General features: G+C 67.3%; 18 protein-coding genes. 7 read left to right on the forward strand and 11 right to left on the reverse strand.

All coding sequences use genetic code 11. The features are described from left to right. Window positions 1-61: 61 nt before the first annotated feature. Window positions 62-1,279, reverse strand: a complete 1,218-nt coding sequence (gene endA, locus DJ70_RS15075) for a tRNA-intron lyase (protein ID WP_094534417.1) — start codon at window positions 1,277-1,279, stop codon at window positions 62-64. A 114-nt stretch (window positions 1,280-1,393) separates the two neighbouring features. Between endA and DJ70_RS15080 the strand changes: the two genes are divergently transcribed. Next, window positions 1,394-3,670, forward strand: coding sequence for an AAA family ATPase (locus DJ70_RS15080; protein WP_094534419.1), 2,277 nt, complete (start codon window positions 1,394-1,396; stop codon window positions 3,668-3,670). Window positions 3,671-3,759: 89 nt separating this feature from the next. On the opposite strand, the gene DJ70_RS15085 is transcribed toward DJ70_RS15080, so the two are convergent. The 4 genes from DJ70_RS15085 to lwrS form a co-directional block, all read right to left on the reverse strand. Further along, window positions 3,760-4,281: a CopG family ribbon-helix-helix protein gene (locus DJ70_RS15085; RefSeq protein WP_094534421.1), complete on the reverse strand. Its 522-nt coding sequence runs from the start codon at window positions 4,279-4,281 to the stop codon at window positions 3,760-3,762. A gap of 27 nt (window positions 4,282-4,308) precedes the next feature. Continuing rightward, window positions 4,309-4,674: a PadR family transcriptional regulator gene (locus DJ70_RS15090; RefSeq protein WP_094534507.1), complete on the reverse strand. Its 366-nt coding sequence runs from the start codon at window positions 4,672-4,674 to the stop codon at window positions 4,309-4,311. A gap of 304 nt (window positions 4,675-4,978) precedes the next feature. After that, window positions 4,979-5,629 carry an HAD family hydrolase gene (locus tag DJ70_RS15095; protein WP_094534423.1) on the reverse strand — a complete coding sequence of 217 codons (651 nt, stop codon included), beginning with the start codon at window positions 5,627-5,629 and terminating at the stop codon, window positions 4,979-4,981. A 73-nt stretch (window positions 5,630-5,702) separates the two neighbouring features. Next, entirely contained in the window at window positions 5,703-6,068 is a 366-nt protein-coding gene (gene lwrS / locus DJ70_RS15100) for an LWR-salt protein (RefSeq protein ID WP_094534425.1), read from the reverse strand. Window positions 6,069-6,201: 133 nt separating this feature from the next. Between lwrS and uppS the strand changes: the two genes are divergently transcribed. Beyond that, the gene (gene uppS / locus DJ70_RS15105; RefSeq protein WP_094534427.1) at window positions 6,202-7,194 is read left to right on the forward strand and encodes a polyprenyl diphosphate synthase; all 993 of its coding nucleotides are present in this window, start codon (window positions 6,202-6,204) and stop codon (window positions 7,192-7,194) included. Between the two features lie 49 nt (window positions 7,195-7,243). Here the strand turns inward: uppS and DJ70_RS15110 are convergent, their stop codons facing one another. Both DJ70_RS15110 and DJ70_RS15115 read right to left on the reverse strand, forming a co-directional pair. After that, window positions 7,244-7,702 carry an NOB1 family endonuclease gene (locus DJ70_RS15110; RefSeq protein WP_094534429.1) on the reverse strand — a complete coding sequence of 153 codons (459 nt, stop codon included), beginning with the start codon at window positions 7,700-7,702 and terminating at the stop codon, window positions 7,244-7,246. Then, window positions 7,702-7,947 (reverse strand): PRC-barrel domain-containing protein, encoded by a 246-nt coding sequence (locus DJ70_RS15115; protein ID WP_094534431.1) that lies wholly within the window; start codon window positions 7,945-7,947, stop codon window positions 7,702-7,704. The genes DJ70_RS15110 and DJ70_RS15115 overlap by 1 nt, the downstream gene beginning before the upstream one ends. Window positions 7,948-8,111: 164 nt before the next feature. Here DJ70_RS15115 and infB point away from each other — a divergent pair, with 164 nt between their 5' ends. After that, window positions 8,112-9,905: a translation initiation factor IF-2 gene (infB, locus tag DJ70_RS15120; protein WP_094534433.1), complete on the forward strand. Its 1,794-nt coding sequence runs from the start codon at window positions 8,112-8,114 to the stop codon at window positions 9,903-9,905. Window positions 9,906-9,923: 18 nt separating this feature from the next. Here infB and DJ70_RS15125 read toward each other — a convergent pair whose 3' ends face one another. Beyond that, the gene (locus tag DJ70_RS15125) at window positions 9,924-10,778 is read right to left on the reverse strand and encodes a bacteriorhodopsin (protein WP_094534435.1); all 855 of its coding nucleotides are present in this window, start codon (window positions 10,776-10,778) and stop codon (window positions 9,924-9,926) included. Between the two features lie 157 nt (window positions 10,779-10,935). Between DJ70_RS15125 and DJ70_RS15130 the strand changes: the two genes are divergently transcribed. From DJ70_RS15130 to DJ70_RS15140, 3 genes are all read left to right on the forward strand, one after another. Continuing rightward, window positions 10,936-11,352: a plastocyanin/azurin family copper-binding protein gene (locus DJ70_RS15130; RefSeq protein ID WP_094534437.1), complete on the forward strand. Its 417-nt coding sequence runs from the start codon at window positions 10,936-10,938 to the stop codon at window positions 11,350-11,352. A gap of 104 nt (window positions 11,353-11,456) precedes the next feature. Next, on the forward strand, window positions 11,457-12,365 hold the full coding sequence (locus DJ70_RS15135) for a sulfite exporter TauE/SafE family protein (protein WP_094534439.1): 909 nt from the start codon (window positions 11,457-11,459) through the stop codon (window positions 12,363-12,365). A 2-nt stretch (window positions 12,366-12,367) separates the two neighbouring features. Continuing rightward, window positions 12,368-14,941 (forward strand): heavy metal translocating P-type ATPase, encoded by a 2,574-nt coding sequence (locus DJ70_RS15140; protein WP_094534441.1) that lies wholly within the window; start codon window positions 12,368-12,370, stop codon window positions 14,939-14,941. A gap of 404 nt (window positions 14,942-15,345) precedes the next feature. Here DJ70_RS15140 and DJ70_RS15150 read toward each other — a convergent pair whose 3' ends face one another. The 3 genes from DJ70_RS15150 to DJ70_RS17075 form a co-directional block, all read right to left on the reverse strand. After that, complete coding sequence (locus DJ70_RS15150) at window positions 15,346-15,981, reverse strand: IS6 family transposase (RefSeq protein ID WP_094534443.1); 636 nt, start codon at window positions 15,979-15,981, stop codon at window positions 15,346-15,348. Between the two features lie 442 nt (window positions 15,982-16,423). Continuing rightward, window positions 16,424-18,895, reverse strand: coding sequence for an efflux RND transporter permease subunit (locus tag DJ70_RS15155; RefSeq protein WP_094534445.1), 2,472 nt, complete (start codon window positions 18,893-18,895; stop codon window positions 16,424-16,426). A gap of 3 nt (window positions 18,896-18,898) precedes the next feature. Then, entirely contained in the window at window positions 18,899-20,905 is a 2,007-nt protein-coding gene (locus DJ70_RS17075; protein ID WP_245810867.1) for a COG1361 S-layer family protein, read from the reverse strand. Window positions 20,906-21,106: 201 nt separating this feature from the next. Here DJ70_RS17075 and DJ70_RS15165 point away from each other — a divergent pair, with 201 nt between their 5' ends. Beyond that, window positions 21,107-21,736, forward strand: a complete 630-nt coding sequence (locus tag DJ70_RS15165; RefSeq protein ID WP_094534447.1) for a TetR/AcrR family transcriptional regulator — start codon at window positions 21,107-21,109, stop codon at window positions 21,734-21,736. Window positions 21,737-21,769 lie beyond the last annotated feature (33 nt).

A 21,769-nucleotide genomic window follows, 5' to 3' on the forward strand; every position in this document is an offset into this window, starting at 1 on the left:
GGGGATCCCCTCGGCCGACTCCGCGTCGTTCGGTCCCACCCCGATCGACCTCGACCGCGCCTCACGGCGTCAGCCTCCCGACCGAGAGCCACTCGATCCGGTCGTCGGTCCCGGCGTCTCCCGCGTTTCCACTCCCGTCGGTCAGCGCGAACACCAGCTCCTTGCGGACGCCGCCGGCGAGCCGCACGTCGAGCGAGAGCTCCCGCGGTGCGAAGACGTGGTCGGGGGCGACCACCCGCACGAGGTGCTCGGAGTGCGGGAGGTCTTCCACGGTGTCGACGTCGAGGTACGTCCGGAAGTCCGCGCCGAACTTGAAGCCAGTCTTGGGGACGGTCCGGCGCTCGCGGAGCGCGCGGTAGGCGGCGAGCCGGCGGTCGAACCGGTCGCCCTCCACGGCGCGGCCGCGGGCGACGATCGCGGCGGCGGCGTCCGCGGGGTCGTCGCCGTCGACCGCGAGGCGACCATCGTCGGCCGCGGCGGAGCCCCCGGCTATCTCCCCGTCCGCCCGGCCGCCGTCGACGGCCTCGGAGAGCCGGAGGATCCCGTCGGCCGCGAGCGACGCGGCCTCGACCAGCGAGAGCTGGATCACCCCCTCGACCGCCGCGGCCCGACCCGTCAAGGGCTGGCCGTAGAAGCCGCGCTCGTAGAGCCCGGCCGGGGCGTCCCAGAGCACGACGCGGTCGGCGAGCAGCGCTCCGGTCAGGTCGTCCGGCGGGTCGTAGGCGGTCGAGCCCGTCAGGTCCGGGGTGGCGGCCTCGAAGTAGGTGATGTCGCTCTCCTCGTCGACGACCGCGAGGGTCTGGCCCGCCACGCCGTCGGCCGGGACCGACTCGCGTTCGCCCACGACGCGCACCGGGTAGCGGACGTTCCCGGTGTCGGGCGTCGACCCCCGCTCGTAGGCCACGACGTCGACCGCGTCGGGCACGTCCGCCCGGCCGCCCGGCCACGGGTCGCGGGCGGGCGAGAGGTAGAAGCCGCGGTCGCGGAGGTCGGCGTAGACGAGGTAGCGCACCGCGAAGCGGTCGGCGGCGGCCGCGCTGTCGACGAAGAACCGCTCGAACCCCGCGGGATCGCCGGCGCCGCCGGATCGACTCCCGTCGTCCCCGAGACGGACTCCGGCGAGGTCGCCGCGGAACAGCAGATGGGCGGCCTCGACGCGGGAGAGCTCGATGGCGTTCCCGCCGACCGGCCGACCGTAGCCCCGCGAGTCGTAGAACCGCTGTCTGGCGTCCCCGCCGACGTGGACGGCGTCGCCGCGGAGGTCGCCTGTCGGTTGCATGCCCGCACTCGCGGCCGGACGGGGTAAGGGGATTGCGGTCGGCGGAGGGGCGTCGCCGCCGGCCGGGGAACGCGGCCGAGTAAGGGTAAAGGGCCAGCGGGCGGAAGACGCTCCATGGACGACACCGCCGGCGTCAGGCTCACGGTCCGCGCCGCCGAGAAGCGCGACGCGGGCCGCGGCATCGCCAGGCTCCCCGAATCCGCACGCAAGCGACTCGGCCTCCTCAGCGGCGACACGGTCCGGATCGACGGCGAGCGCTCCGCCGTCGCGAAGGTGTGGCCGGGCGGCCCCGACGCGCAGGACGGCTCGGTCCTCATCGACGCCGACACCCGCGCGAACGCCGGCGTGAAGGTCGGCGACGCCGTCACCGTCAGCCCCGTGGACGTCGTCGACGCCGACCGGGTCGTCCTCGCCGCGCCCGCCCGGCTCGCGTCGGTGGACGTGAGCCGCGAGGTCGTCGAGCGCGCGCTCGCCCGCGACCTCCGCGATCGCCCGATCTCTCCCGGCGAGGCCGTCCACGTCGAGCGGCTCGGCGGCCTCCGGTTCGTCGTCCGGGAGACGCGGCCGACCGGCACCGTCCGGGTCGCGAGCGGCACCGACGTGTCGGTCGACTACGCGGACGCCGACGGGACGCGGGAGGGGACCGGATCGGGCTCCGCCGGAGCCCGGACGGGAGCCGGAAGCGGCTCCGGCGCGTCCGGCGGCGAAGCGGGCGGGGCCGCCGGCTCGGGGGGGACCGACGCGTTGCCCGACGCCGACGGCCGTCCCGCGGACGGGGAGGACCCGCCCGCCGAGCACACCGCCGGCGCGACCTACGAGGACATCGGCGGGCTCGACGAGGAGCTGGAGCTGGTGCGCGAGACGATCGAGCTACCGCTCTCGGAGCCCGGCGTGTTCACCCGGCTCGGGGTCGACCCGCCGAAGGGCGTCCTGTTGTACGGGCCGCCGGGCACCGGGAAGACGCTCATCGCCCGCGCCGTCGCCAACGAGGTGGACGCGACGTTCATCACCGTCGACGGCCCGGAGATCATGTCGAAGTACAAGGGCGAATCGGAGGAGCGGCTCCGCGAGGTGTTCGAGCGCGCGAGCGAGGACGCGCCCGCGATCGTCTTCTTCGACGAGATCGACTCGATCGCTGGCAAGCGCGACGACGGCGGCGACGTGGAGAACCGCGTCGTCGGCCAGCTGCTCTCGCTCATGGACGGGCTCGACGCCCGCGGCGACGTGATCGTCATCGGCGCGACCAATCGGGTGGACTCGCTCGATCCCGCGCTCCGGCGCGGCGGCCGGTTCGACCGCGAGATCGAGATCGGCGTTCCCGGCGAGGCAGGTCGCCGCCAGATCCTCGACGTCCACACGCGGCGGATGCCGCTCGCCGACGACGTGGATCTCGACCGGATCGCGGGCCGGACCCACGGCTTCGTCGGCGCCGACATCGAGGGGTTGACCCAGGAGGCGGCGATGACCGCGCTCCGCCGCGCCCGCGAAAGCGACGCGCGGGCGCTCGACTCGGTGACCGTTACGCGGGCCGACTTCGAGGCGGCCCACGCCGCGGTCGAGCCGAGCGCGATGCGCGAGTACGTCGCCGAACAACCGACCACGGACTTCTCGGACGTGGGCGGGCTCGACGGGGCGAAGGAGAAGCTCGAGCGGGCGGTGAGCTGGCCGCTGACGTACGGCCCGCTCTTCGACGCGGCGAACGCCGACCCGCCGACGGGCGTCCTGCTCCACGGGCCGCCGGGGACCGGGAAGACGCTGCTCGCGCGGGCGATCGCGGGCGAGAGCGGCGTCAACTTCGTCCAGGTCGCGGGACCGGAGCTGCTCGATCGCTACGTCGGCGAGTCGGAGAAGGCGGTGCGGGACCTCTTCGACCGGGCCAGACAGGCCGCGCCGGTGATCGTGTTCTTCGACGAGATCGACGCGATCGCGGCCGACCGCGACGCGGCCGGCGGGGGCGACTCCGGCGTCGGCGAGCGCGTGGTCTCGCAGCTTTTGACCGAGCTGGACCGCGCGAGCGACAACCCGAACCTCGTCGTGCTCGCCGCGACGAACCGCCGGTCGGCGATCGACCGCGCGCTTCTGCGTCCCGGCCGGCTGGAAACGCACGTCGAGGTGCCCGAGCCGGACCGCGAGGCGCGGCGGGCGGTGTTCGCGGTCCACACCCGCGAGAAGCCGGTCGCCGACGACGTGGACCTCGACCGGCTCGCCGACGAGACGGACGGCTACTCCGGCGCGGAGATCGCGGCGGTCTGCCGGGAGGCGGCGATGGCCGCGATCGAGCGGGTCGCGGACGCACACGGCGAGGCGGCGAACGACCACGCCGACGAGGTCGCGATCACGGGCGAGGACTTCGCGACCGCGATCGCGACCGTCTCCGCCTCGCGGCAGTAGTCCTGCCGGTCTCGCCGTCCCCGCCGGTCTCGCCGTCCCCGCCGGTCTCGCCGTCCCTCCCGTCGCCCCCGTGCCGTGAGTCGTCCCCGTTACTCGGCGTCCCCGCCGTCCTCGCCGGCCTCGCCGTCCTCGCCGTGCCCGTGGGCGTGGCCGTGCTCGTGGCCGCCGTCGTCCGCGGCCGGCACGGCCTCCAGCCCTTCGGTGCCGAACTCGTCGACGGGGGTGACGCTGTAGTCGACGGTGAGGGTGTCCTTCGTGGCGCGGACCTTCCCGACGAACGTGGAGATGTCGGCGAGGCTCCCCTCGAGGACGAACAGCTCCATACAGTACCGGGAGCCGACGTGGTTGTGGAAGTTGGAGGCGACGAGCCCCTCGTGTTCGTGTCGCAGCCGCATCATCCGCTCCTCGACGCTCGTCGTCTCGTAGTCGAACAGCACCGTCACGACCGCCATCAGCCGGCGGTCCTCCAGCCGCGCGTCCTCGAACTCGCCGAGGAGGTTTCGCGAGGCCTCCCGAACCACCTCGCTACGCCCGGTGTAGCCGTGTTCGTCCGCGAACTCGTCGATCCGGTTGAGCAACTCCTCGGGCATCGACACGCTGACGACGGTCATGTATAATAACTCTCTCCCTTATTGTTATTAATCCTTTAGATCGTCCTCGTCGCTGCCAGCGTGGACGTCGCCGGCCCCGTCGGCGCCGTTCCCCGCCTCCCCGACCCGACCGGCTCCGGCCTCGACGCGTTCCGAGAACCACTCGTAGTGGTCGAGGAGGGCGGTCTCGCCGGCGTCGGTGAGCGCGTAGACGTCCGCGAGCCCCTCGACCCGGCGGGCGAGGTACCCCGCCTCGACGAGCGCGGCCAGGGTGGCGTAGAAGCTCTGGGGGTCGATCCGCTCGTCGTAGTGGGTCTCGAGCCGGCTCTTGAGCGACTGCGCCCGCAGCTCGCCGGCCTCGTAGATCAGCGCACAGCAGTCGCGCCGCCGCCCGCTGTGGAACCACTTCGTCATACGCCGCGTTCCGGTCGCGGCCTCACGACGGTTTCGGTCGAGGGGCGTGAACCGGAGGGACACGATCGGGTCCTCGCGGAAGTCACGACGGGTCCTCGCGGAAGTCACGACGGCTCCCCCCTGGAAGTCACGGGCGCGGTTTCCCGTTCCGCATCCGCACCGTCCAGCACCGCGCCACACCTCACCCCTCCCCAGCCTCGTCGCTGGCGCGGAACCGCGCCAGCGACTCCCTCGCGCGCGACTCGCGGCGTGGCCGCTCGTTTCGCACGCGCCACCGCGACGGAGGGTCGGGTGGGCGTCCCCGTCAGGTCGCTTCCAGCAGTTCGTCGAACGCCTCCACGCGGCGATCGCCGAGGACGCACCGCCCCCGGTCGTCGTGGCCGACGCGCTCGACGTGGACCGCGTCGAGCCCGGCGTTCCAGGCCGCGCCCACGTCGCTCGCGCCGTCGCCGGCGTAGTACCCCCGGTCGCGCGCGTCGACGCCCATCGCGTCCATCGCGACCTTCAGGGGAGCCGGATCCGGCTTCCAGCCGGTCTCGTCGGTACAGCAGACGACGGCGTCGAACCGGGAGCCGAGGTCGAGCCGGTCGAGGACGGGCTCGGCGAGGAACCGCTGGCAGTGGGTGACGAGCCCGACCGGGTGGTCCACGGCGTCGAGCCGGTCCAGCAGGCGGGCGGCGTCGTCGTGGAGGTACGTCGCCTCCGCGCGGGCGACCGGGTCCTCCACGTCGTGGAAGGCCGGCCAGAAGCGGTCGGGATCGACGCCCATCCCGCGGAGGGTCTCGCCGCGCGACCCGCCGAGCCCGTGCCAGAGGACGTACGCCTCGCGGTCGGAGAATCGTCGGCCGAGCCGGTCGCCGACGCGGTCGAACACCCCGCGGGTGTACGCCCACTCGGCGTCGACGAGCGTCCCGTCGAGGTCGAACAGGTGGAAGTCGTACTCGGCGAGGACCATGCCGCCGTTCGTAGGCTCCCCGTCGATAAGTGCGTTGTGGGACCTCGACCGGCGGGCCCGGCGCGGCCGGGTCTCACTCCCGGACGTGGATCGACGACCCGAGGTACTTGTGGAGGACCTCGTCGACCGAGTCCGCGTTGAACCGGTCCAGATCCGCGGCGATCGCGGCCTCGAGCGCGTCGAGGTGTTCCCGGTCCGTTCGGAGCTCGCGGAACGACGCCGCCACGACCTCGACGCCCAGCCGATCGCCGAGGAACCGGCGGGCCGACGGCTCGTCGCCGACCTCCCCGCGCCAGAGCCGGTCGTGGAAGAACAGCCACCCCTCCGTGCCGGGCTCCGCCGCGGGGAGCTCCACCGTCGTCTCGAAGCGGTCCGGGTCGGCGCGCGCCCCGTCGGGATCGAGCCGGAAGGCGACGCGGAAGACGTACGCGGCGTTCACGCCCGCCCGGTCCACCGATCGAAGCATAACGGTTTCGCCGGGCGTCGGCCGCGTCGCCTCTCCCCTCACCGGGGGCGACCGTCAGCGAGGGCGAACGACAAGCTACATACGACCGCGCGGCGTTGTCCTGGTCATGCTGGACCGGCTCCGTTCGGCCGTCGAACGCGCCTACCTGCGGTACCTCCGCCGGCGGGTGGAGACGGTCCCGACCCACGTCGCCGTCATCCAGGACGGTAACCGGCGGTACGCCCGCGAGCGCGGCGGCGACGCCCCGGAGGGCCATCGCGCCGGCGCGGACACGACCGAGCGCGTCCTCGACTGGTGTGCGGATCTGGGCGTCTCGGAGCTGACGCTGTACGCCTTCTCGACGGAGAACTTCGAGCGACCCGACGAGGAGCTCGAGCCGCTCTTCGACCTCCTCGAGGCCAAGCTCCTCGAGTTCGCCGACGCCGACCGCGTTCACGACCAGGGCGTCCAGGTCCGGGCCATCGGCGACGTCGAGCGGCTCCCGTCGCGGGTGCGCGAGGCGGTCGACTACGCCGAGCGCCGGACCGCCGACAACGACCGGTTCACGCTCAACGTCGCCCTGGCGTACGGCGGGCGCACGGAGCTGCTCGACGCGGCCCGCGGGGTCGCCCGCGAGGTCGCCGAGGGCGATCTCGACCCCGCGGACGTGGACGTCGAGACGGTGGAGCGCCGACTGTACGACCGCCCGATCCGCGACGTGGACCTCATCGTCCGAACCGGGGGCGACGAGCGCACCTCGAACTTCCTGCCGTGGCACGCCAACGGCAACGAGGCGGCCGTCTACTTCTGTACGCCCTACTGGCCCGAGTTCTCCGAGGTGGACTTCATGCGCGCGATCCGCACCTACCAGGCACGCGAGGAGTCCTGGCGGCGCGCCCGCGCCGAGCGCGCCGCGGCGCTGGTCCGGGCGGTCGCCGAGGTCGAACTGACGGAGGCCAAGCGGGTGGCACGGCGGCTCCGCGGGCGGCTGCCGCGGAGCGAGCTCGACGCCGTCGCCGAGGAGCTGCCCGAGGACGGGGACGCCTCCGCGACCGATCGCGTCCCCGCGACCGCGACCGCCGGCGTCGACGTCGAGGGCGACTCGGAGCCGGCGGACTGATCGGCCCTGCGGGTGGCCGCGGAGCGGGGTCGACGGGCGAAGGGAGCCGCTACGCCGGATTCTTGCGCGTGAGGTCGCTGCCGCAGACGGGGCAGCGCTCGCGGTTCTCCTCGAAGGTCCGGCTGCAGCCGACACACTGGAACCGCCACTCGCGCTCCTCCGTGATCCCGTCGCGGGCGATGGGTTCGACGCCCAGGTCGAGCCGCTCGGCGACGTTCTGCATCGCGTAGTCGTCGGTGACGAGGACGGCGTCGAGCTCGAGGGCGGTCGCGATCAGCCGCACGTCGGTCTCCGAGAGCTCCGCGGCGTCGCCGGAGCCGCGGGCCGCGCGCTGGACGTTCGTCACCGCCTCCGGGGCCGGCACGTGGATCGTCATCCCCGACCCCTCCATGGCGTCGAACCGGAGCGCGGTCTCGCCGCTGAGCTCGTCGTGGACCTCCGGGACGGAGACCACGGGGTCGTCGGTGGTGTACTCGTGGATGAACGCGGACGTGTCGAGAACTCTCATCAGCGGCCGACGACGATGTAGTCTTTCACCGCCTGTACGTTCGCGACCGGCACCAAGAGTCGCCCCGTCTCGTCGACGTCGAAGGTGACGCGCTCGGGGTTGAGCTGCTCGTGCGGGCTCACGAGCAGGTGGTGGAGCTGCCCGGACTTCAGGTCCATCGTGATGTTGTACAGATCGCCGAGCTCCGTCCCGTCCGACCCCATCACCGCCTTCCCCGAGAGGTTCTCCGCCAGGATGTTCGCCATGTGCGCACGCTTTCGGTCGACGGTATTAAACGCCACGGGCCGTCGGACGGACGGCCGACGGGCCCGCGCGGCCGTCCTCGCCCTCGTCGTCGCGAGCGCGTGATGAAAGGCTTAACTGACGGCCGAGCCGAACGGGACACAACGACCTTCTCGGGGCGATTCTCATGACTGACGACACACACACGGACACCCTTCGGACGCCGATCGTCGCCGTGCTCGGCCACGTCGACCACGGGAAGACGAGCCTCCTCGACGAGATCCGCGGCTCCGCGGTGAGCGAGGGCGAGGCCGGCGCGATCACCCAGCACATCGGCGCGACCGACATCCCGCTCTCGACCATCTCGACGATGGCGGGCGAGCTCGTGAACCCGGACGACTTCGATCTCCCCGGACTGTTGTTCATCGACACGCCGGGACACCACTCCTTCTCGACGCTGCGCGCCCGCGGGGGCGCGCTCGCCGACATCGCGGTACTCGTCGTCGACGTCAACGACGGCTTCCAGCCGCAGACCGAGGAGGCGATAGACATCCTCCGGCGCACGGGGACGCCCTTCGTCGTCGCCGCCAACAAGGTGGACACGACGCCGGGGTGGAACCCCCAGGAGGGCGAGCCGATCCAGCGGAGCCTGGAGGCGCAGTCCGAGCGCGCGGAGTCGATGCTCAACGAGAAGCTCTACGAGATCATCGGGCAGCTCTCCGACGCCGGCTTCTCCGCCGACCTCTACTGGCGGGTTCAGGACTTCCAGAAGAACATCGGGGTCGTCCCCGTCTCCGCGCTCACCGCCGAGGGGATCCCCGACCTCCTCGCGGTGCTGATGGGCCTCTCCCAGCGGTTCATGAAGGAGGAGATGGCGATCGACGTGTTCGGTCCCGGCGAGGGAACCGTTCTCGAGGTGAAAGACGAGCGCGGGTTCGGGGCCACGATCGACACCGTGGTGTACGACGGCGTGGTGCGAAACGGCGACACGATCGTCGTCGGGGGACAGAACGACCCGATCGTCACCGAGGTCCGCGCGCTCCTCCAGCCGCGGCCGCTCGAGGAGATCCGCACCGAGAAGAAGTTCGAGAAGGTCGCGGAGGTCGGCGCGGCCGCCGGGGTGAAGATCGCCGCGCCCGACCTCGACGACGCGATGGCCGGCGCGCCCGTCCGGGTCGTCCGCGACCATCCGGTCGAGGCGGTGATCGAGGAGGTGAAAGCCGAGCTCGCGGAGATCGAGGTCGACACCGCGGAGGACGGCGTCGTAATCAAGGCGGACACCCTCGGCTCGCTGGAGGCCATGGCGAACGCGCTCCGCGAGGCGGAGGTGCCGATCCTGCGCGCCGAGGTCGGCGACATCGCGCCCCGCGACATCGCGGTCGCGGAGACCGCGAACCAGGACGAGCACAAGGCGATCCTGGGCTTCAACGTCGACCTGCTCGCGAACGCCGAGCGGGAGCTCGAGAGCGCCGACGTGAAGCTGTTCACGAACGACGTGATCTACCAGCTGATCGAGGACTACGAGACGTACGTCGAGGAGCGCCAGCGCGCCCAACAGGAGACGGTGCTGGACAAGGTGGTCCGCCCCGCGCGGTTCCGACTCCTCCCCGACCACACCTTCAGACAGAACGATCCCGCGGTCGTCGGCGTCGAGGTCATCTCCGGCACGCTCCAGAACAACCGCAACGTCGGCTACTTCGAGGGCAACGAGTTCGAGCGGGTCGGCGGGCTCTCGGGGATCCAGAAACAGGGCGACGACGTCGACGAGGCCCGCGCCGGCGAGCGCGTGAGCATCGCGATCGACGGCCCCACGGTCGGCCGCGACATCGAGGAGGGCGACACCCTCTGGACGGAACTCCCCGAGAAACACGCGAAGATCCTCGAACAGGAGCTGAAAGAGGAGATCACCGCCGACGAGCGCGAGGCGCTCGCCGGCTACCTCGAGACGCGTCGGAAGCGGGACCCCTTCTGGGGGAAGTGACCCGCGGGACCGGTCGACTCAGTCGTCCGCGGGCGCGGCGCCCGGCGTCGCCGCGCCGAGCCCGGACGCCATCCCCGCGACGACGCGCTCGTTGTCGGCGACCCACCGGAGCAGCAGGAACGCGAAGACGTACTTCGCCACGATGTCCATGCCGCTGTAGGCCCACGAGGTGATCGCGACGTCGAGCAGCGCGAACCCCTCCGCGCCGAGCGCCCAGAAGATCGGGTAGCCGAGCCACAACACCACGGTCAGTACTTTCAGCGTGTCGAAGATCTCGGCGGTGCCGGCCGCCTCGGCGTCGGCGGACCACTCGACGAGGAGCACGTACAGCACCACGGCGAAGAACGCGCAGCTGATCGCGTACCAGAACCAGCGGAGCGCGTACGACGACGTGGTCAACGCGGCGGCGAGCCCCGTGACGCACATCCCGACGTCCATCACGATCGCCGTGAACAGCTTGGTGACATTCGATCCGGCGAGCAGCCCGAGCGTGAGCAGGATCATCGGCGTCGACAGCGCCCACGTGAGGTACCGACCCCACATCGTGAGCACCTCCTCGCCGGCCAGCGGGTGGCCGGCCGGCATCTCGAGGAAGCTCACCGTGAGCCCGGAGGCCAGTCCCAGGTAGCTCGAGATGGAGACGAGCGGGACCATGAGCGTCGCGACGAAGATGAGCCGCGAACGCGGGTCCTCCACGTTTCGACCCATGTAGACGAAGAGCAGGATCGACAGCCCCGCGAGCGCGATGTTCGCCCAGAAGGAGAGGTTCAACAGCCGGTCGGCGCGTATCTCTCGATACACGTCGGTCTGTGTTAACTCCAACGGGAGGGCCTGTGACGCCACCGCCAGGTCAGCCGCGGCTGTCTCTATCATGCGGTATCCTGAGGTTAGCGGGAAGGAAAATAAGTAATGTACCCAACCAGTATGGTACTCGACCGGAAGTCAGCGACGGCGGGGCGGTCGTCGGGGCCGATTCCCGCACGACGGGGCCAACCGCGGTATTCAAACCGCCGAAACCCTGAGGACGGACATGCACCGGAGACGGTTCCTCGAGCGCGCCGGAGCGGCCGGCGTCGCGGTCGGGACCTCCCTCGCCCTCGCCGGCTGTCTCGCGGACCAGTACGACGTCGGGATGACCGCCACCGGGTTCGTCCCGGAGGCGGTGACCGTCGAGGTCGGGGACCGCGTCGTCTGGGAGAACACGAGCGTCCGCGGCCACACCGTCACGGCCTACGAGGACGCGATCCCCGAGGCCGCCGAGTACTTCGCCTCCGGCGGGTTCGAAAGCGAGGCCGCCGCCCGCGCGGCGTGGTCCGACGAGTTCGGCGGCCGCCTCGAGAACGGCGACCGCTTCTCGCACACGTTCTCGGTCCCCGGCCGCTACGACTACGTCTGTATCCCCCACGAGACCGGCGGGATGGTCGGGGCCGTGATCGTCGAGGAGTGAGAGGGGGCGTCCCCCGGCCGTCGCGGCCCGGATCGTCGATCCCACGCCGGCCGGAACCGACGAAACCCATTAGCGCACGCGCCACCAATCGACGGCAACACGCGATGGACCCATCCAGCCTGCTCGGCGTCGACGTCCTGTTGTTCCTCGCCATCGGCCTGCTCGGCGGGGCCCACTGTATCGGGATGTGCGGGCCGCTCGTCACGACGTACGCGGCCCGGATGGACCCCGACGCGGGCCGGACCGACGGCGGGACGCACGGGACCGGCGCGGCCGACGGCGGCGCGGGCGGCGCGGCGACGACCCGGACCGACCGCGACGCCCGCGGCGGCCACCTCACCACCTACGAGGTACGCCAGCACGCCCTCTTCAACCTCGGCCGGACGGCGAGCTACGCGCTGATCGGGACGGCGCTCGGCGCGCTCGGCGGGGTCGTTCTCGTGACGACCGCGACGCTGACGGGCGCGGCGGGGACGGTCCGGGGCGTCGTCGGCCTCGGCGTCGGCGCGCTCGTGATGGCGGTCGGCGCCCGGTACGTCCTCGGCGGCGCGACCGGCGGCGTCCACCTGCCCGGCCTCGGACGGGTCACGGCCTGGCTGACCGGCCACGTCGACCGGCTCGCCAACGGGCCGGGGATCGTCGCACTCGGCGCGGTCCACGGGCTCCTCCCCTGTCCGATCCTCTACCCGGCGTACCTCTACGCCTTCGCCAGCGGGTCGGCGCTGTCGGGGGGGCTCGCGCTGGCCGCGCTCGGCGTCGGGACGATGCCCGCGGTGTTCCTCTACGGCACCCTGATCGGGAGCGTCGACGCGGTACACCGCCGGCGGGTCCACCGACTCCTCGGGGTCGCGTTCCTCGCGCTCGGCTACGTCCTGTTCGCCCACGGGCTGATGTCGGTCGGGGTCCACGTCCCGCACCCGCGGCTCCCGTTCTGGAACCCGCTCGACGCGGGAATGAGCGGGATGGCGGGGATGGACGGGATGACTGGAATACTCGGTCTCGGAGGTGCCTGAGCATGGCCGCGGAGGACGGAACGACCGCCGACGCGAGCGCCGACCGCCCCTTCCCCGACTGTACGCTCTGTGACCTCCCGACCGAGGGCGTCGACGTCGTCGACGACGACGGCAACCGGTTCTGCTGTGCCGGCTGCCGGGACGTGTACGACGCGCTCGGCGACGTCGACGTGGACGCCGAGGAGGTCGCGGCGCGGCGGGACCGGGACGGAGGCGGCGGGAACGATCGGGACGGAGCCGACGACACGGTCCCGGCCGACCACGACGCGACGTTCCTCGAGGTCGACGGGATGCACTGTGCGACCTGCGAGGCCTTCATCGAGACGGTCGCGACCGACACCGAGGGCGTCAGCGCCGCGAGCGCGAGCTACGTCACCGACACGGTCCGGATCGACCACGACCCCGGTGCCGTCTCCGCCGACGACCTGGCCGACGCCGTGAGCGGCCTCGGCTACAGCGCGTACTCCCGCGACGACGCCTTCTCGCGGCGGCAGTCGGACAACATGGCGACCGCGCGCCTCGCGATCGGCGTGCTCGTCGGGATGGCGGTGATGCTCCAGTACGTCGTTCTGATCTACCCGACGTACTTCGCGTTCCCGTTCTACAACGAGCGGACCCTGGAGTACCTCAACCAGGCGATGTCGTCGACGTCGGGGACGTACTTCTTCATCGTGATCGGCGTGTTGACGACGATCGTCCTCCTCGTCACCGGCAAGCCGATCCTCAGGGGGGCGTACGTGAGCGCGCGGACGCGGTCGCCGAACATGGACCTGCTCGTGGCGCTCGCCGCCGTCAGCGCGTACCTCTACAGCACGTTGGCGGTCGCGCTGCTCCCCGACCCCTCCATCTACTACGACGTGACCGTCGCGATCGTCGTGATCGTCACCGTCGGCAACCACTACGAGTCCTCGGTCAAACGGCGGGCCACGGAGCTCCTCTCCGACCTCACCGCGGTTCAAGTGGACACGGCGCGGCGGGTCGGCCGGGCCGGAGCGGGGGAACACGACGAGAACGGGGCCGACGGCGAGCCGACCGAGGTCGCGCTCGACGCGCTGGAGCCGGGCGACCGCGTGCTCGTCCGCGCGGGCGAGCGGGTTCCCGTCGACGGCGAGGTGGTCGACGGCGACGCCGCGGTCGACGAGTCGGTCGTCACCGGCGAGTCGATGCCGGTCCGCAAGGAGCCCGGCGACGCCGTGGTCGGCGGCTCCGTCGTCGCCGACGGCTCGCTGGCGGTCGCCGTGGGCGAGGAGGCGAGCTCGAGTCTCGACCGCGTCGCGGAGCTCGTGTGGGACCTCCAGAGCGGCAACCACGGCGTCCAGAAGCTCGCCGACCGGCTCGCGACCGTCTTCGTCCCCGTGGTGCTCGCGATCGCGGTCGTCGCCGCCGCGGCCAACCTCGCGCTCGGGAACGGGGTCGCGACCGCGATGCTCGTCGGGCTCACGGTGCTCATCGTCTCGTGTCCGTGCGCGCTCGGGCTCGCGACCCCGCTCGCGGTCGCCGCCGGGATCCGCGACGCGCTGGAGCGCTCCATCGTCGTCTTCGACGACACCGTCTTCGAGCGGATCCGCGGGGCCGACACCGTCGTCTTCGACAAGACCGGGACGCTCACCACCGGCGAGATGCGCCTGCTCGAGCGCGACGTCGACGACGACCTGCTCGCGGCCGCCGCGGCGTTGGAGTCGCGGTCGGCACACCCGGTCGGTCGGGCGATCGCGGCCGCCGTCGACGAGGCCGACGCGCGAGGCGGGACCGCGGCCGCCGACGGCGGAGCGGTGACCGAGGGGGCGGGCGACGCTTCCGAGGGCGAGGCCGCGGACGTCGGCGTCACGGGCGACCCGACCGTCGAGGCGTTCGAGAGCCACCCGCGGGGCGTCTCCGGCGTCGTCGACGGCCGCGAGGTCGTCGTCGGGCACCCGGCCCTGTTCGACGAGCGGGGGTGGACCGTGCCCGAGGCGATCCGCGAGGCGGTCGCGGCCGCCCGCGACGTGGGGCGCGTCCCGGTCGCGATCGGGCGCGACGGCGCTGCCGAGGGGCTCGTCGTCGTCGGCGACGAGCTGCGCGAGGGGTGGGAGGAGACGGTGACCGCGCTCGCGGACTCGGGCGTCGAGGTGGTCGTGTTGACGGGCGACGACGCGCGCGCGGCGACCGTCTTCCGCGAGCACGACGCGGTCTCGGAGGTGTTCGCGGGCGTGCCCCCGGAGGGGAAAGCCGAGACGGTCGAGCGGCTGAAGGGTCGCGGGCGGACCGTGATGGTCGGCGACGGCACGAACGACGCGCCCGCGCTCGCGGCCGCGGACCTCGGGATCGCGCTCGGCGGCGGCACGGCGATGGCGGCCGACGCGGCCGACGTGGCGGTCGTCGACGACGACCTCGTGTCCATCGAGACGGTCTTCGCGCTGTCGCGGGCGGCGGGGCGGCGCGTGAAGGGAAACATCGGCTGGGCGTTCCTGTACAACGCGGTCGCGATCCCGCTTGCGGTGACCGGACTCCTGAACCCGCTCTTCGCCGCGGTCGCGATGGGGCTGTCGAGCCTGCTCGTGGTGACGAACTCCTCGCGGCCGCTGTTGAAGGAGTGAGGACCTGGATCGAACGAACACGTCCGACGTTTGACCCGCCGCCCCGATTGTGAGTGGATCCGACCCGTATTCATGGGGGACGATCGACGACAGATCGTTGCTGATTGGCTCACGATGTCTACTGGGTTCTGGATCGGAAGAGAAGCAACGAGCCCAATTCCGCGCCCCAAGGTGAGAGGTCACTCTACTGGAGCCTGAAGGTCCGCCATGTGCCGGGCGCGATAGAAACCCACATAGCGCGTAAGCAATCGCCACCCGATGACTGCGAGGCCCGCACCTGAAGCGTTTGTGAAAACATCGTCGTAGGCTGCGGTGCGGGCGGTGAGTGTTGACTGTAGTAACTCGATTCCGACGCCGTATGCGGCGACGACACAAAAAACAATGGTGAGAATTTGCGGTCGTGTTTAGTTAGTAGCATTCAGCCATCGAGCGAAGCTCTGTAACCAATTTTCGGCGGTCGCTGGTTCGACGTGGCTGAAACAGTTCGAAAACGACGAGGTTCGGCGCTTTAGTTCTCGAAAAATGCGTTCGATAGCATTTCGATTTCCGTGGCGTTCTGTCTGAAATCGGAGTCCAGCTCGGGAAAGCGCAGTTTGGAGGTGTTTCGCTCCGTCAACGAGAAATACGGAGGATTCGACATCGTGTCTTTGACGCAATTCGCGCAGGAAAATTTCTGTGAGAGCGGTCGTAGTCGTCGCAAACAACCGGACGTGAAGCAGTTCGTTTGACTGCGGATCGGCGGCGGCATACAGCCAAAATTGCTGATCGTTGATCCGAATCACCGTTTCGTCGAGCGCAATCTGATTCGGTGATCTCCCAGATTCCGGCTGTAGATCGGCTTTCTGAACCCAATCGTGGACGGCCTTTCGACTGCGTTGGACACCCAGCGAACCGAGCAATTCGACGGTATTCGACAGCGAGAGTCCCGCAACGTGGGATTGAATACCCAACTCCATCGCCGGCTCGGGTGTCCGCTCGCGCTCCACAAAATCCAAATCAATCCACTCTCTATGACCGTTGAGGCGGGCAATTTCTGCCATAGACCAGCAAGAAATTCTCCCGCCTCACTTTTCACGCTTAACTAAACACGACCGAATTTGCCAATTCGGCCGCAAGGTGTCATGAAGTGTGTATGCGAGCGTCGCGGCGAGTGCACCGTATGCGAGCAGATGAAGCCACGTGGAGAAGCCGATAACATCGAATGGCCCGGTTCGGAACGTCCCGCTTCCTGGCGCGGGGACGATCGAGTACAACAGAATAACGGACGCAACGACCGCGACCGCAGCCCAGCGAACTCCCCGCGGGATCAACGGGAGTCGGATCCGAACCATCGTCACTCAATGATGAGTGATCGGACCTAAAGCGTGCGGTTCAACCGTGTCACCGAAGATCGAATGGTATCGTTTCGGCAGATCTCCATGAGAGTGGGGGTATTTCACGGGGAAGTTCAAGGTGAAATCCCTCTTCACCGCAGGTGGGATGTCAACTTGTCACAGGCGGGCTGATTCCGTTGGACAATCCTTGGTATCGCTCCCACAGCAGTACCGCTGGCGGTAGCGCCACGACGGTAAACACAAACGAGTACACGACACTCAGTGCCATCAAGAGCCCGAAGTCGCCAAGCACTGGTGTGATCGCAAGCGCAAGCGCACCCGTCCCAAGCGAGGTTGTGAGCATGCTCCCGAGCAGAGCACCACCCGTTCCTGAAAGCGTAATGATCATCGATTCGTGAGCGTCAGCACCTGCGTTGAACTCGTCGATGAATCGGTGAGTGGCGTGAACGGAGTAAGCGATACCGAGACCGATAGAGATCGAGAGGATCGTCGCCGTCAGAGCGTTGAGAGACAATCCAAGAAATCGCATCGTCCCAAGTAACACCGCGATGGCAATCAGGATGGGAAAGAGGTTGACGATACCAAGAAGCGGCTTCCCTTCCAAGACTGCGTACGCGATAATTAGGAATACCCCAGTTAATCCCATCGCGAGGACAAGCCCCATGATCGCCGAATCAAAAATAATGTCCGTTACGGCATCGAAGACCACAAGCTGACCGGTTGCGGTTGTCTCAAACCGGAATTTCTCGGCAAATTCACGGGAATCAGCTGCGGCTTCCGCCTGTGAGGCACCTGATTCTATTGCGTAGTCAACTTGTGCGCTCCGCCGGTCTGGCGTGAGATACTGCTCCGCTCGATCACCGCTTGAGGAGGCGAATAGCTCGTCGTAGATCAGTCCGAGATTGCGGTCAGGAACGCCGTTACCATCCACGTCATTTCGAGCGATGAGTTCGGCAAACGCCGGATCTCTCTCCGCATGTGACTGTATCACCGTCACGATGCTCGTCGGCCGGGCGGCTCCCCCACCACCGACTGCAAGCGCTCCTGGCGCGTCATCGTTCGGATCCGCAAGCGCCTCCAACGCATGGTCCTCCTCAAAGTTTCCTTCGACATACAGTGTAACTGATTGGTCTTGATTCGTTGAAAAGCGATCTTCGAGGAGGTTGATTGTCTCGGTAACAGTGTACTCACTGGGTGCGAACGGTTCTGGTAGCTCAGTCACGTATGCCGGCTGCTCTTCGGGCGGGAGGAAGTCCTCCGTTTCGAAGGAGGTGTCCACACCACTGCCATACGCGCCGGCCATTCCGCCCGTCACGAGCAACACGACAACGAAGGCGATCGGCGCGTACCGACTCACCTGTGCCGGAAACGTGAGCAGTTTCCCCAGTGTGGAATCCTCCGAGGAGATCGGCGCAGAGTTGAATTCAGGCACGTTGTACTGTTCGCGTAGTTTGTCGACCTCAATTTTCGCGGCAGGGAGAAATAGCCCGAAAATCAGGAAGGTGAACACGATCCCGATCGCCGAGGCAATCCCCATGTTCCGGATCGGCGTGAGGTCTGATATCACGTTCGCACCGAAGCCGAACACGGTCGTCACGGTGACGATAATAAACGCGATCATCAACTGATTATTTGCCTCACGCATCGCCTCAACCGCCTCGTATCCAGCAGCCGTCTCCTCGCGGTAGCGATTAATGATGTGTATCCCGAAGTCGACACCGACTGCGAGCAGTAACACGGGCACCGAGATCATTTGCTGATTGAACGGAATCCCGGAGAAACCAAGGAATCCGAACGTCCAGATCACGGTCATGAGAAGCGATAACAGCCCGAGCGAGAGATCGATCGGGTCACGATAAGCGACGATCAGGAACAACAACAACAACAGCACAACGACGGGCATGACAATCGTGAGAGAATCTCCGATGACTGCCCCGAGTTCTGCGTTCGTGATCCCGCCACCGAACGCCGTGATCTCACCGGGTTGATCCGACGCGATCGACCGGATCGTCGTCTGAATTTCTTGGAGATCTCCGGAGGAGAAGCCTGTAGGAACGTCGTGTGAAACGACTGTGATCGACGCAGAAGCGCTCGCACTCGTCGGGTTGAAATCAGTCGAGAGGGTTCCGGTGAATCGCTGATCCTCAGAAAGGCTCCGAACGGTCTGCCGGATACGAGTCTCACTGGTTGACTCGATCACCCGCCGCTGTTCGGCCGGAGTAGTCGCCGATGGATCGATCGTCTGTGCGACTACCGTAGCGGGGCCGTTCGAGGAGGCAACTCGAAGGTCATCACGTGAGTTGATCTCCTCTAAGACGACGAGATCTCTGCGTAGTGCTTCCTTGGTGAGTACGTTACTTCCAGAGTGGATGAGCTGTGTCGATTCTTCCTCGGCTGCGAATGGATCCTCGAACTCCTCGTTGATGGCGTCGAGTGCCTCCTGTTCCTCAAGCCCTTCAGTGAACGAGTCAGTGGCCTCTGTATCCGTGCTGACGAGCCCCATACCACCGGCGAACACCAGGGTGAGTACGAGAAACGCGACGATAATCCGCCGCGGGCGGTCAACGATGGTGTCGTTAAGCCGCCGCGTCCACTCCTCGGTTCGCTCGCCGAGCGACATCTGCTACTGCCCTCTCCGGTAGATGACGAGTCCAGCTGTCCCGATGACGAGAAGCGCAATGATGATGATCGGAAGCGGCAGCCCGCCATCTTCGCTTTCGACCACGTCGATCGGAACGCGGGACGTATCAGTCAGTTGGCTATCACCGTCTGCGTCGTCATATCGGAAATCAAGCGAGATTGGATACGTACTTCCCGGTGTCGCTGATCCGGTAGTCGTCAGCTCGAAGGTCATAGTCGTCGTTTCGCCGGGGTCAAGTGACTGAACGTATCCGGTGTCTGTGTTCCCAGTAGCAAGCGGATCATCAGCAAACAGGCGGGCCTCGATGTCACTGGCGGGTTCATCCATATTGTTCGTCACCGCGACATCGACGGTTCGGGTTCCGCCCGCCGCAATCGTGCGGTTTTCGATCGCTACCGTGAATCGATCGCGTTCAGGGGCAACCTCAACATTGACCGCGAGATTCTCGTCAGCCCGGATCTCACCGTCATCGTTACGATACTGGACTGTGAGATCCAGCGAGCGGAGGCCAGCCTCAGCTTCACCACCGATCGCAATCGGTAGCGTGAAGTTTTCAGATTCTCCGGTGTCGAGCGTTCCGACCGCAGCCGAGCGCTCAATGGGAAGGACGTTCTGATTTTCACCTGTATACTGGACCACGACGGTGTGAGCCGACACGGGTCCATTGTTGCTTACTGTCCCCCGCAGTTCGCCGTCTTCGTTGACACGCAGATCGGATTCGATATCGGTGAGCGTGAATTCCTGTTCGGAGGCAACCGCGGCATTAACGACGAGATCGTCGTCGACGCGGGTTTCCCCCTCGTCAGTGTAATATCGTACTGCCATCTCCAATGAACGGAGACCGGCCTCGGATTCGCTGCTGATCGAGATCGGGAGCGAGAAGTTTACGGCCTCACCGGGAGCAAGCGTCCCAACAGCAGCCGAACGATCATCCGGTAGCACGGTCTGGTCATCGCCCGCATACTGGACCACGACACTGCGAGCCGGAAGCGGTCCCTCGTTGCGCACGGTACCGACCAGATCACCGTCTCCACCGACCCGAAGCGTCGAATCGATGTCGGTGAGATCAAACTCCTGTTCAGCCAGTGGAAGGACGCCGAGCGAAAGTCCACTATCAGTGCGAGCAATCCCATCAGGATCCTCAAACTGGACGGAACCAGCGAGCGTGTACTGCTGGACTGGGAGACCACTTGCGACGCCTACGTCATACGCAACAGTAGTCGTTTCACCGGGTTCGAGTCGTTCGACTCGAACCGTGTCTGATTCGCCGCCGCTCACGGTGACACTCTGACTCTGCGTACCGAACGTCACGTCCGCGTCGTAGGCAACCTCCGTACCAACGTTCTCGATTGTCGCCTCAACCATACCGCTGTCACCGACCTGCGTGTTGCTCTCGACATCGACGACCTGGAAGCGGGCGTCATCACGCACGCGAAGATCAACTTCTCTAGAAACCGTCACAGTGCGACCCTCGCCGGAAGAGTAGTACGAGTAGGTCAGGTCAAGATCGAGTGAGTACGTGCCAGCGTCGACATCATCCGGCACGTTAATACTTACAGGTACCTCTCCCGGTGCGTTCGTGGTCACGCCACCGATCGCGATCTCACCGGATTCGACTGAGAGTGGACCATCCGCCTCGGCGTCGACACGGACGTTACGTGCGGTAGTTACGGTTTCAGCCACGGACGGATCGCCGAACCGAAGGTTTCCATCATTGGCGATCGTCAACTCGACCTGATTCGTCTGTCCCGGTACGAGGTTCGGATTTGCAGCGTACACATCGAGATCAGGCGACCCACCAACGTTGCTTGTCGCTTGTGCGGGTGCGTCCGAAACTGTACTACTGCCCATCGCTGCGGCCGTACTACTTCCTACAGCGGTTCCACTAGATTCGAGGCCACTCAGCTCCGCACCGACAACGCCGACACCGATGCCACTCGTGACGAGCAGAACACTCACGAGAATGACGGACAGCGGTCGGGTTCGCATTCGCTACCTCTCCCCCACCGGTTCAACAGTTCGGTGCCCGGCGGGTGACAGACACTCGGTTAGAGGGCGGAACATCATCGACAAGATACTGAAGGACTTCACACACAGTGCTTGGTTCACGAATCAATAAACGTTTTGTTCTCCGAATCGAATAGCCGGTATGGAGCATAACAGGAATGCCTCGCATCATGGTCAGAGAACATGACGAATTTCACTGATGAGGAACGAGATCGCGTTCGAGTAGAGTTACTCGAGGCGGGACACGACCTTTTCGCCAAACATGGCTTCGATCGCACGCGCATAAGCGACGTGACCGATGCGGTTGGGATCGGGACGAGTACGTTCTATCAGTTCTTCGATTCCAAAGAGGAACTGTACCACGCGGTGCTGATCGACGAGCGTGACCGGCTGTTTGAAACACTGGAGTCAGCGGTAGCCGACGCGGAGACCCCGCACCAGGAAGCGGAGACGATCCTACGGACGACGTTAACCGAAGTACAGTCGAACCCCCTGATCCGACGGCTGTTCGTCGACGGCAAGATCCGAATCATCGAAGATCAGTTGGACGAGGTTACCGACGAGGGTGACCAAGAGAGTCACTGTTCGGAGTCACTGTCGACATACGATCGAATCCTTTCGCAACCGGAAGAATGGGTGGACCGTGGGATAGTACGGATCGATGATCCCGATATCGTGCGCGGCCTCTTCCGATCGATATTGTTTGTCACACAGGCGCGCGAGACGCCCGTCATTCCGGACGGGTCCTACGAGCCCATCGAAGACGCACTGATCGAGACGATCGTTGCTGGGTTATTTGAAACGGAACACTAGTACGTCCCGTGTGACATCCCGAGTTGGCTCTCA

Source organism: Halorubrum halodurans (assembly GCF_002252985.1).
GTDB lineage: Archaea > Halobacteriota > Halobacteria > Halobacteriales > Haloferacaceae > Halorubrum > Halorubrum halodurans.

Coding starts and splice junctions, on each gene's coding strand:
- endA (WP_094534417.1), bottom strand. CDS start 1,279: ATGCAACCGACAGGCGACCTCCGCGGCGACGCCGTCCACGTCGGCGGG.
- DJ70_RS15080 (WP_094534419.1), top strand. CDS start 1,394: ATGGACGACACCGCCGGCGTCAGGCTCACGGTCCGCGCCGCCGAGAAG.
- DJ70_RS15085 (WP_094534421.1), bottom strand. CDS start 4,281: ATGACCGTCGTCAGCGTGTCGATGCCCGAGGAGTTGCTCAACCGGATC.
- DJ70_RS15090 (WP_094534507.1), bottom strand. CDS start 4,674: ATGACGAAGTGGTTCCACAGCGGGCGGCGGCGCGACTGCTGTGCGCTG.
- DJ70_RS15095 (WP_094534423.1), bottom strand. CDS start 5,629: ATGGTCCTCGCCGAGTACGACTTCCACCTGTTCGACCTCGACGGGACG.
- uppS (WP_094534427.1), top strand. CDS start 6,202: ATGCTGGACCGGCTCCGTTCGGCCGTCGAACGCGCCTACCTGCGGTAC.
- DJ70_RS15110 (WP_094534429.1), bottom strand. CDS start 7,702: ATGAGAGTTCTCGACACGTCCGCGTTCATCCACGAGTACACCACCGAC.
- DJ70_RS15115 (WP_094534431.1), bottom strand. CDS start 7,947: ATGGCGAACATCCTGGCGGAGAACCTCTCGGGGAAGGCGGTGATGGGG.
- infB (WP_094534433.1), top strand. CDS start 8,112: ATGACTGACGACACACACACGGACACCCTTCGGACGCCGATCGTCGCC.
- DJ70_RS15125 (WP_094534435.1), bottom strand. CDS start 10,778: ATGATAGAGACAGCCGCGGCTGACCTGGCGGTGGCGTCACAGGCCCTC.
- DJ70_RS15130 (WP_094534437.1), top strand. CDS start 10,936: ATGCACCGGAGACGGTTCCTCGAGCGCGCCGGAGCGGCCGGCGTCGCG.
- DJ70_RS15135 (WP_094534439.1), top strand. CDS start 11,457: ATGGACCCATCCAGCCTGCTCGGCGTCGACGTCCTGTTGTTCCTCGCC.
- DJ70_RS15140 (WP_094534441.1), top strand. CDS start 12,368: ATGGCCGCGGAGGACGGAACGACCGCCGACGCGAGCGCCGACCGCCCC.
- DJ70_RS15150 (WP_094534443.1), bottom strand. CDS start 15,981: ATGGCAGAAATTGCCCGCCTCAACGGTCATAGAGAGTGGATTGATTTG.
- DJ70_RS15155 (WP_094534445.1), bottom strand. CDS start 18,895: ATGTCGCTCGGCGAGCGAACCGAGGAGTGGACGCGGCGGCTTAACGAC.
- DJ70_RS17075 (WP_245810867.1), bottom strand. CDS start 20,905: ATGCGAACCCGACCGCTGTCCGTCATTCTCGTGAGTGTTCTGCTCGTC.
- DJ70_RS15165 (WP_094534447.1), top strand. CDS start 21,107: ATGACGAATTTCACTGATGAGGAACGAGATCGCGTTCGAGTAGAGTTA.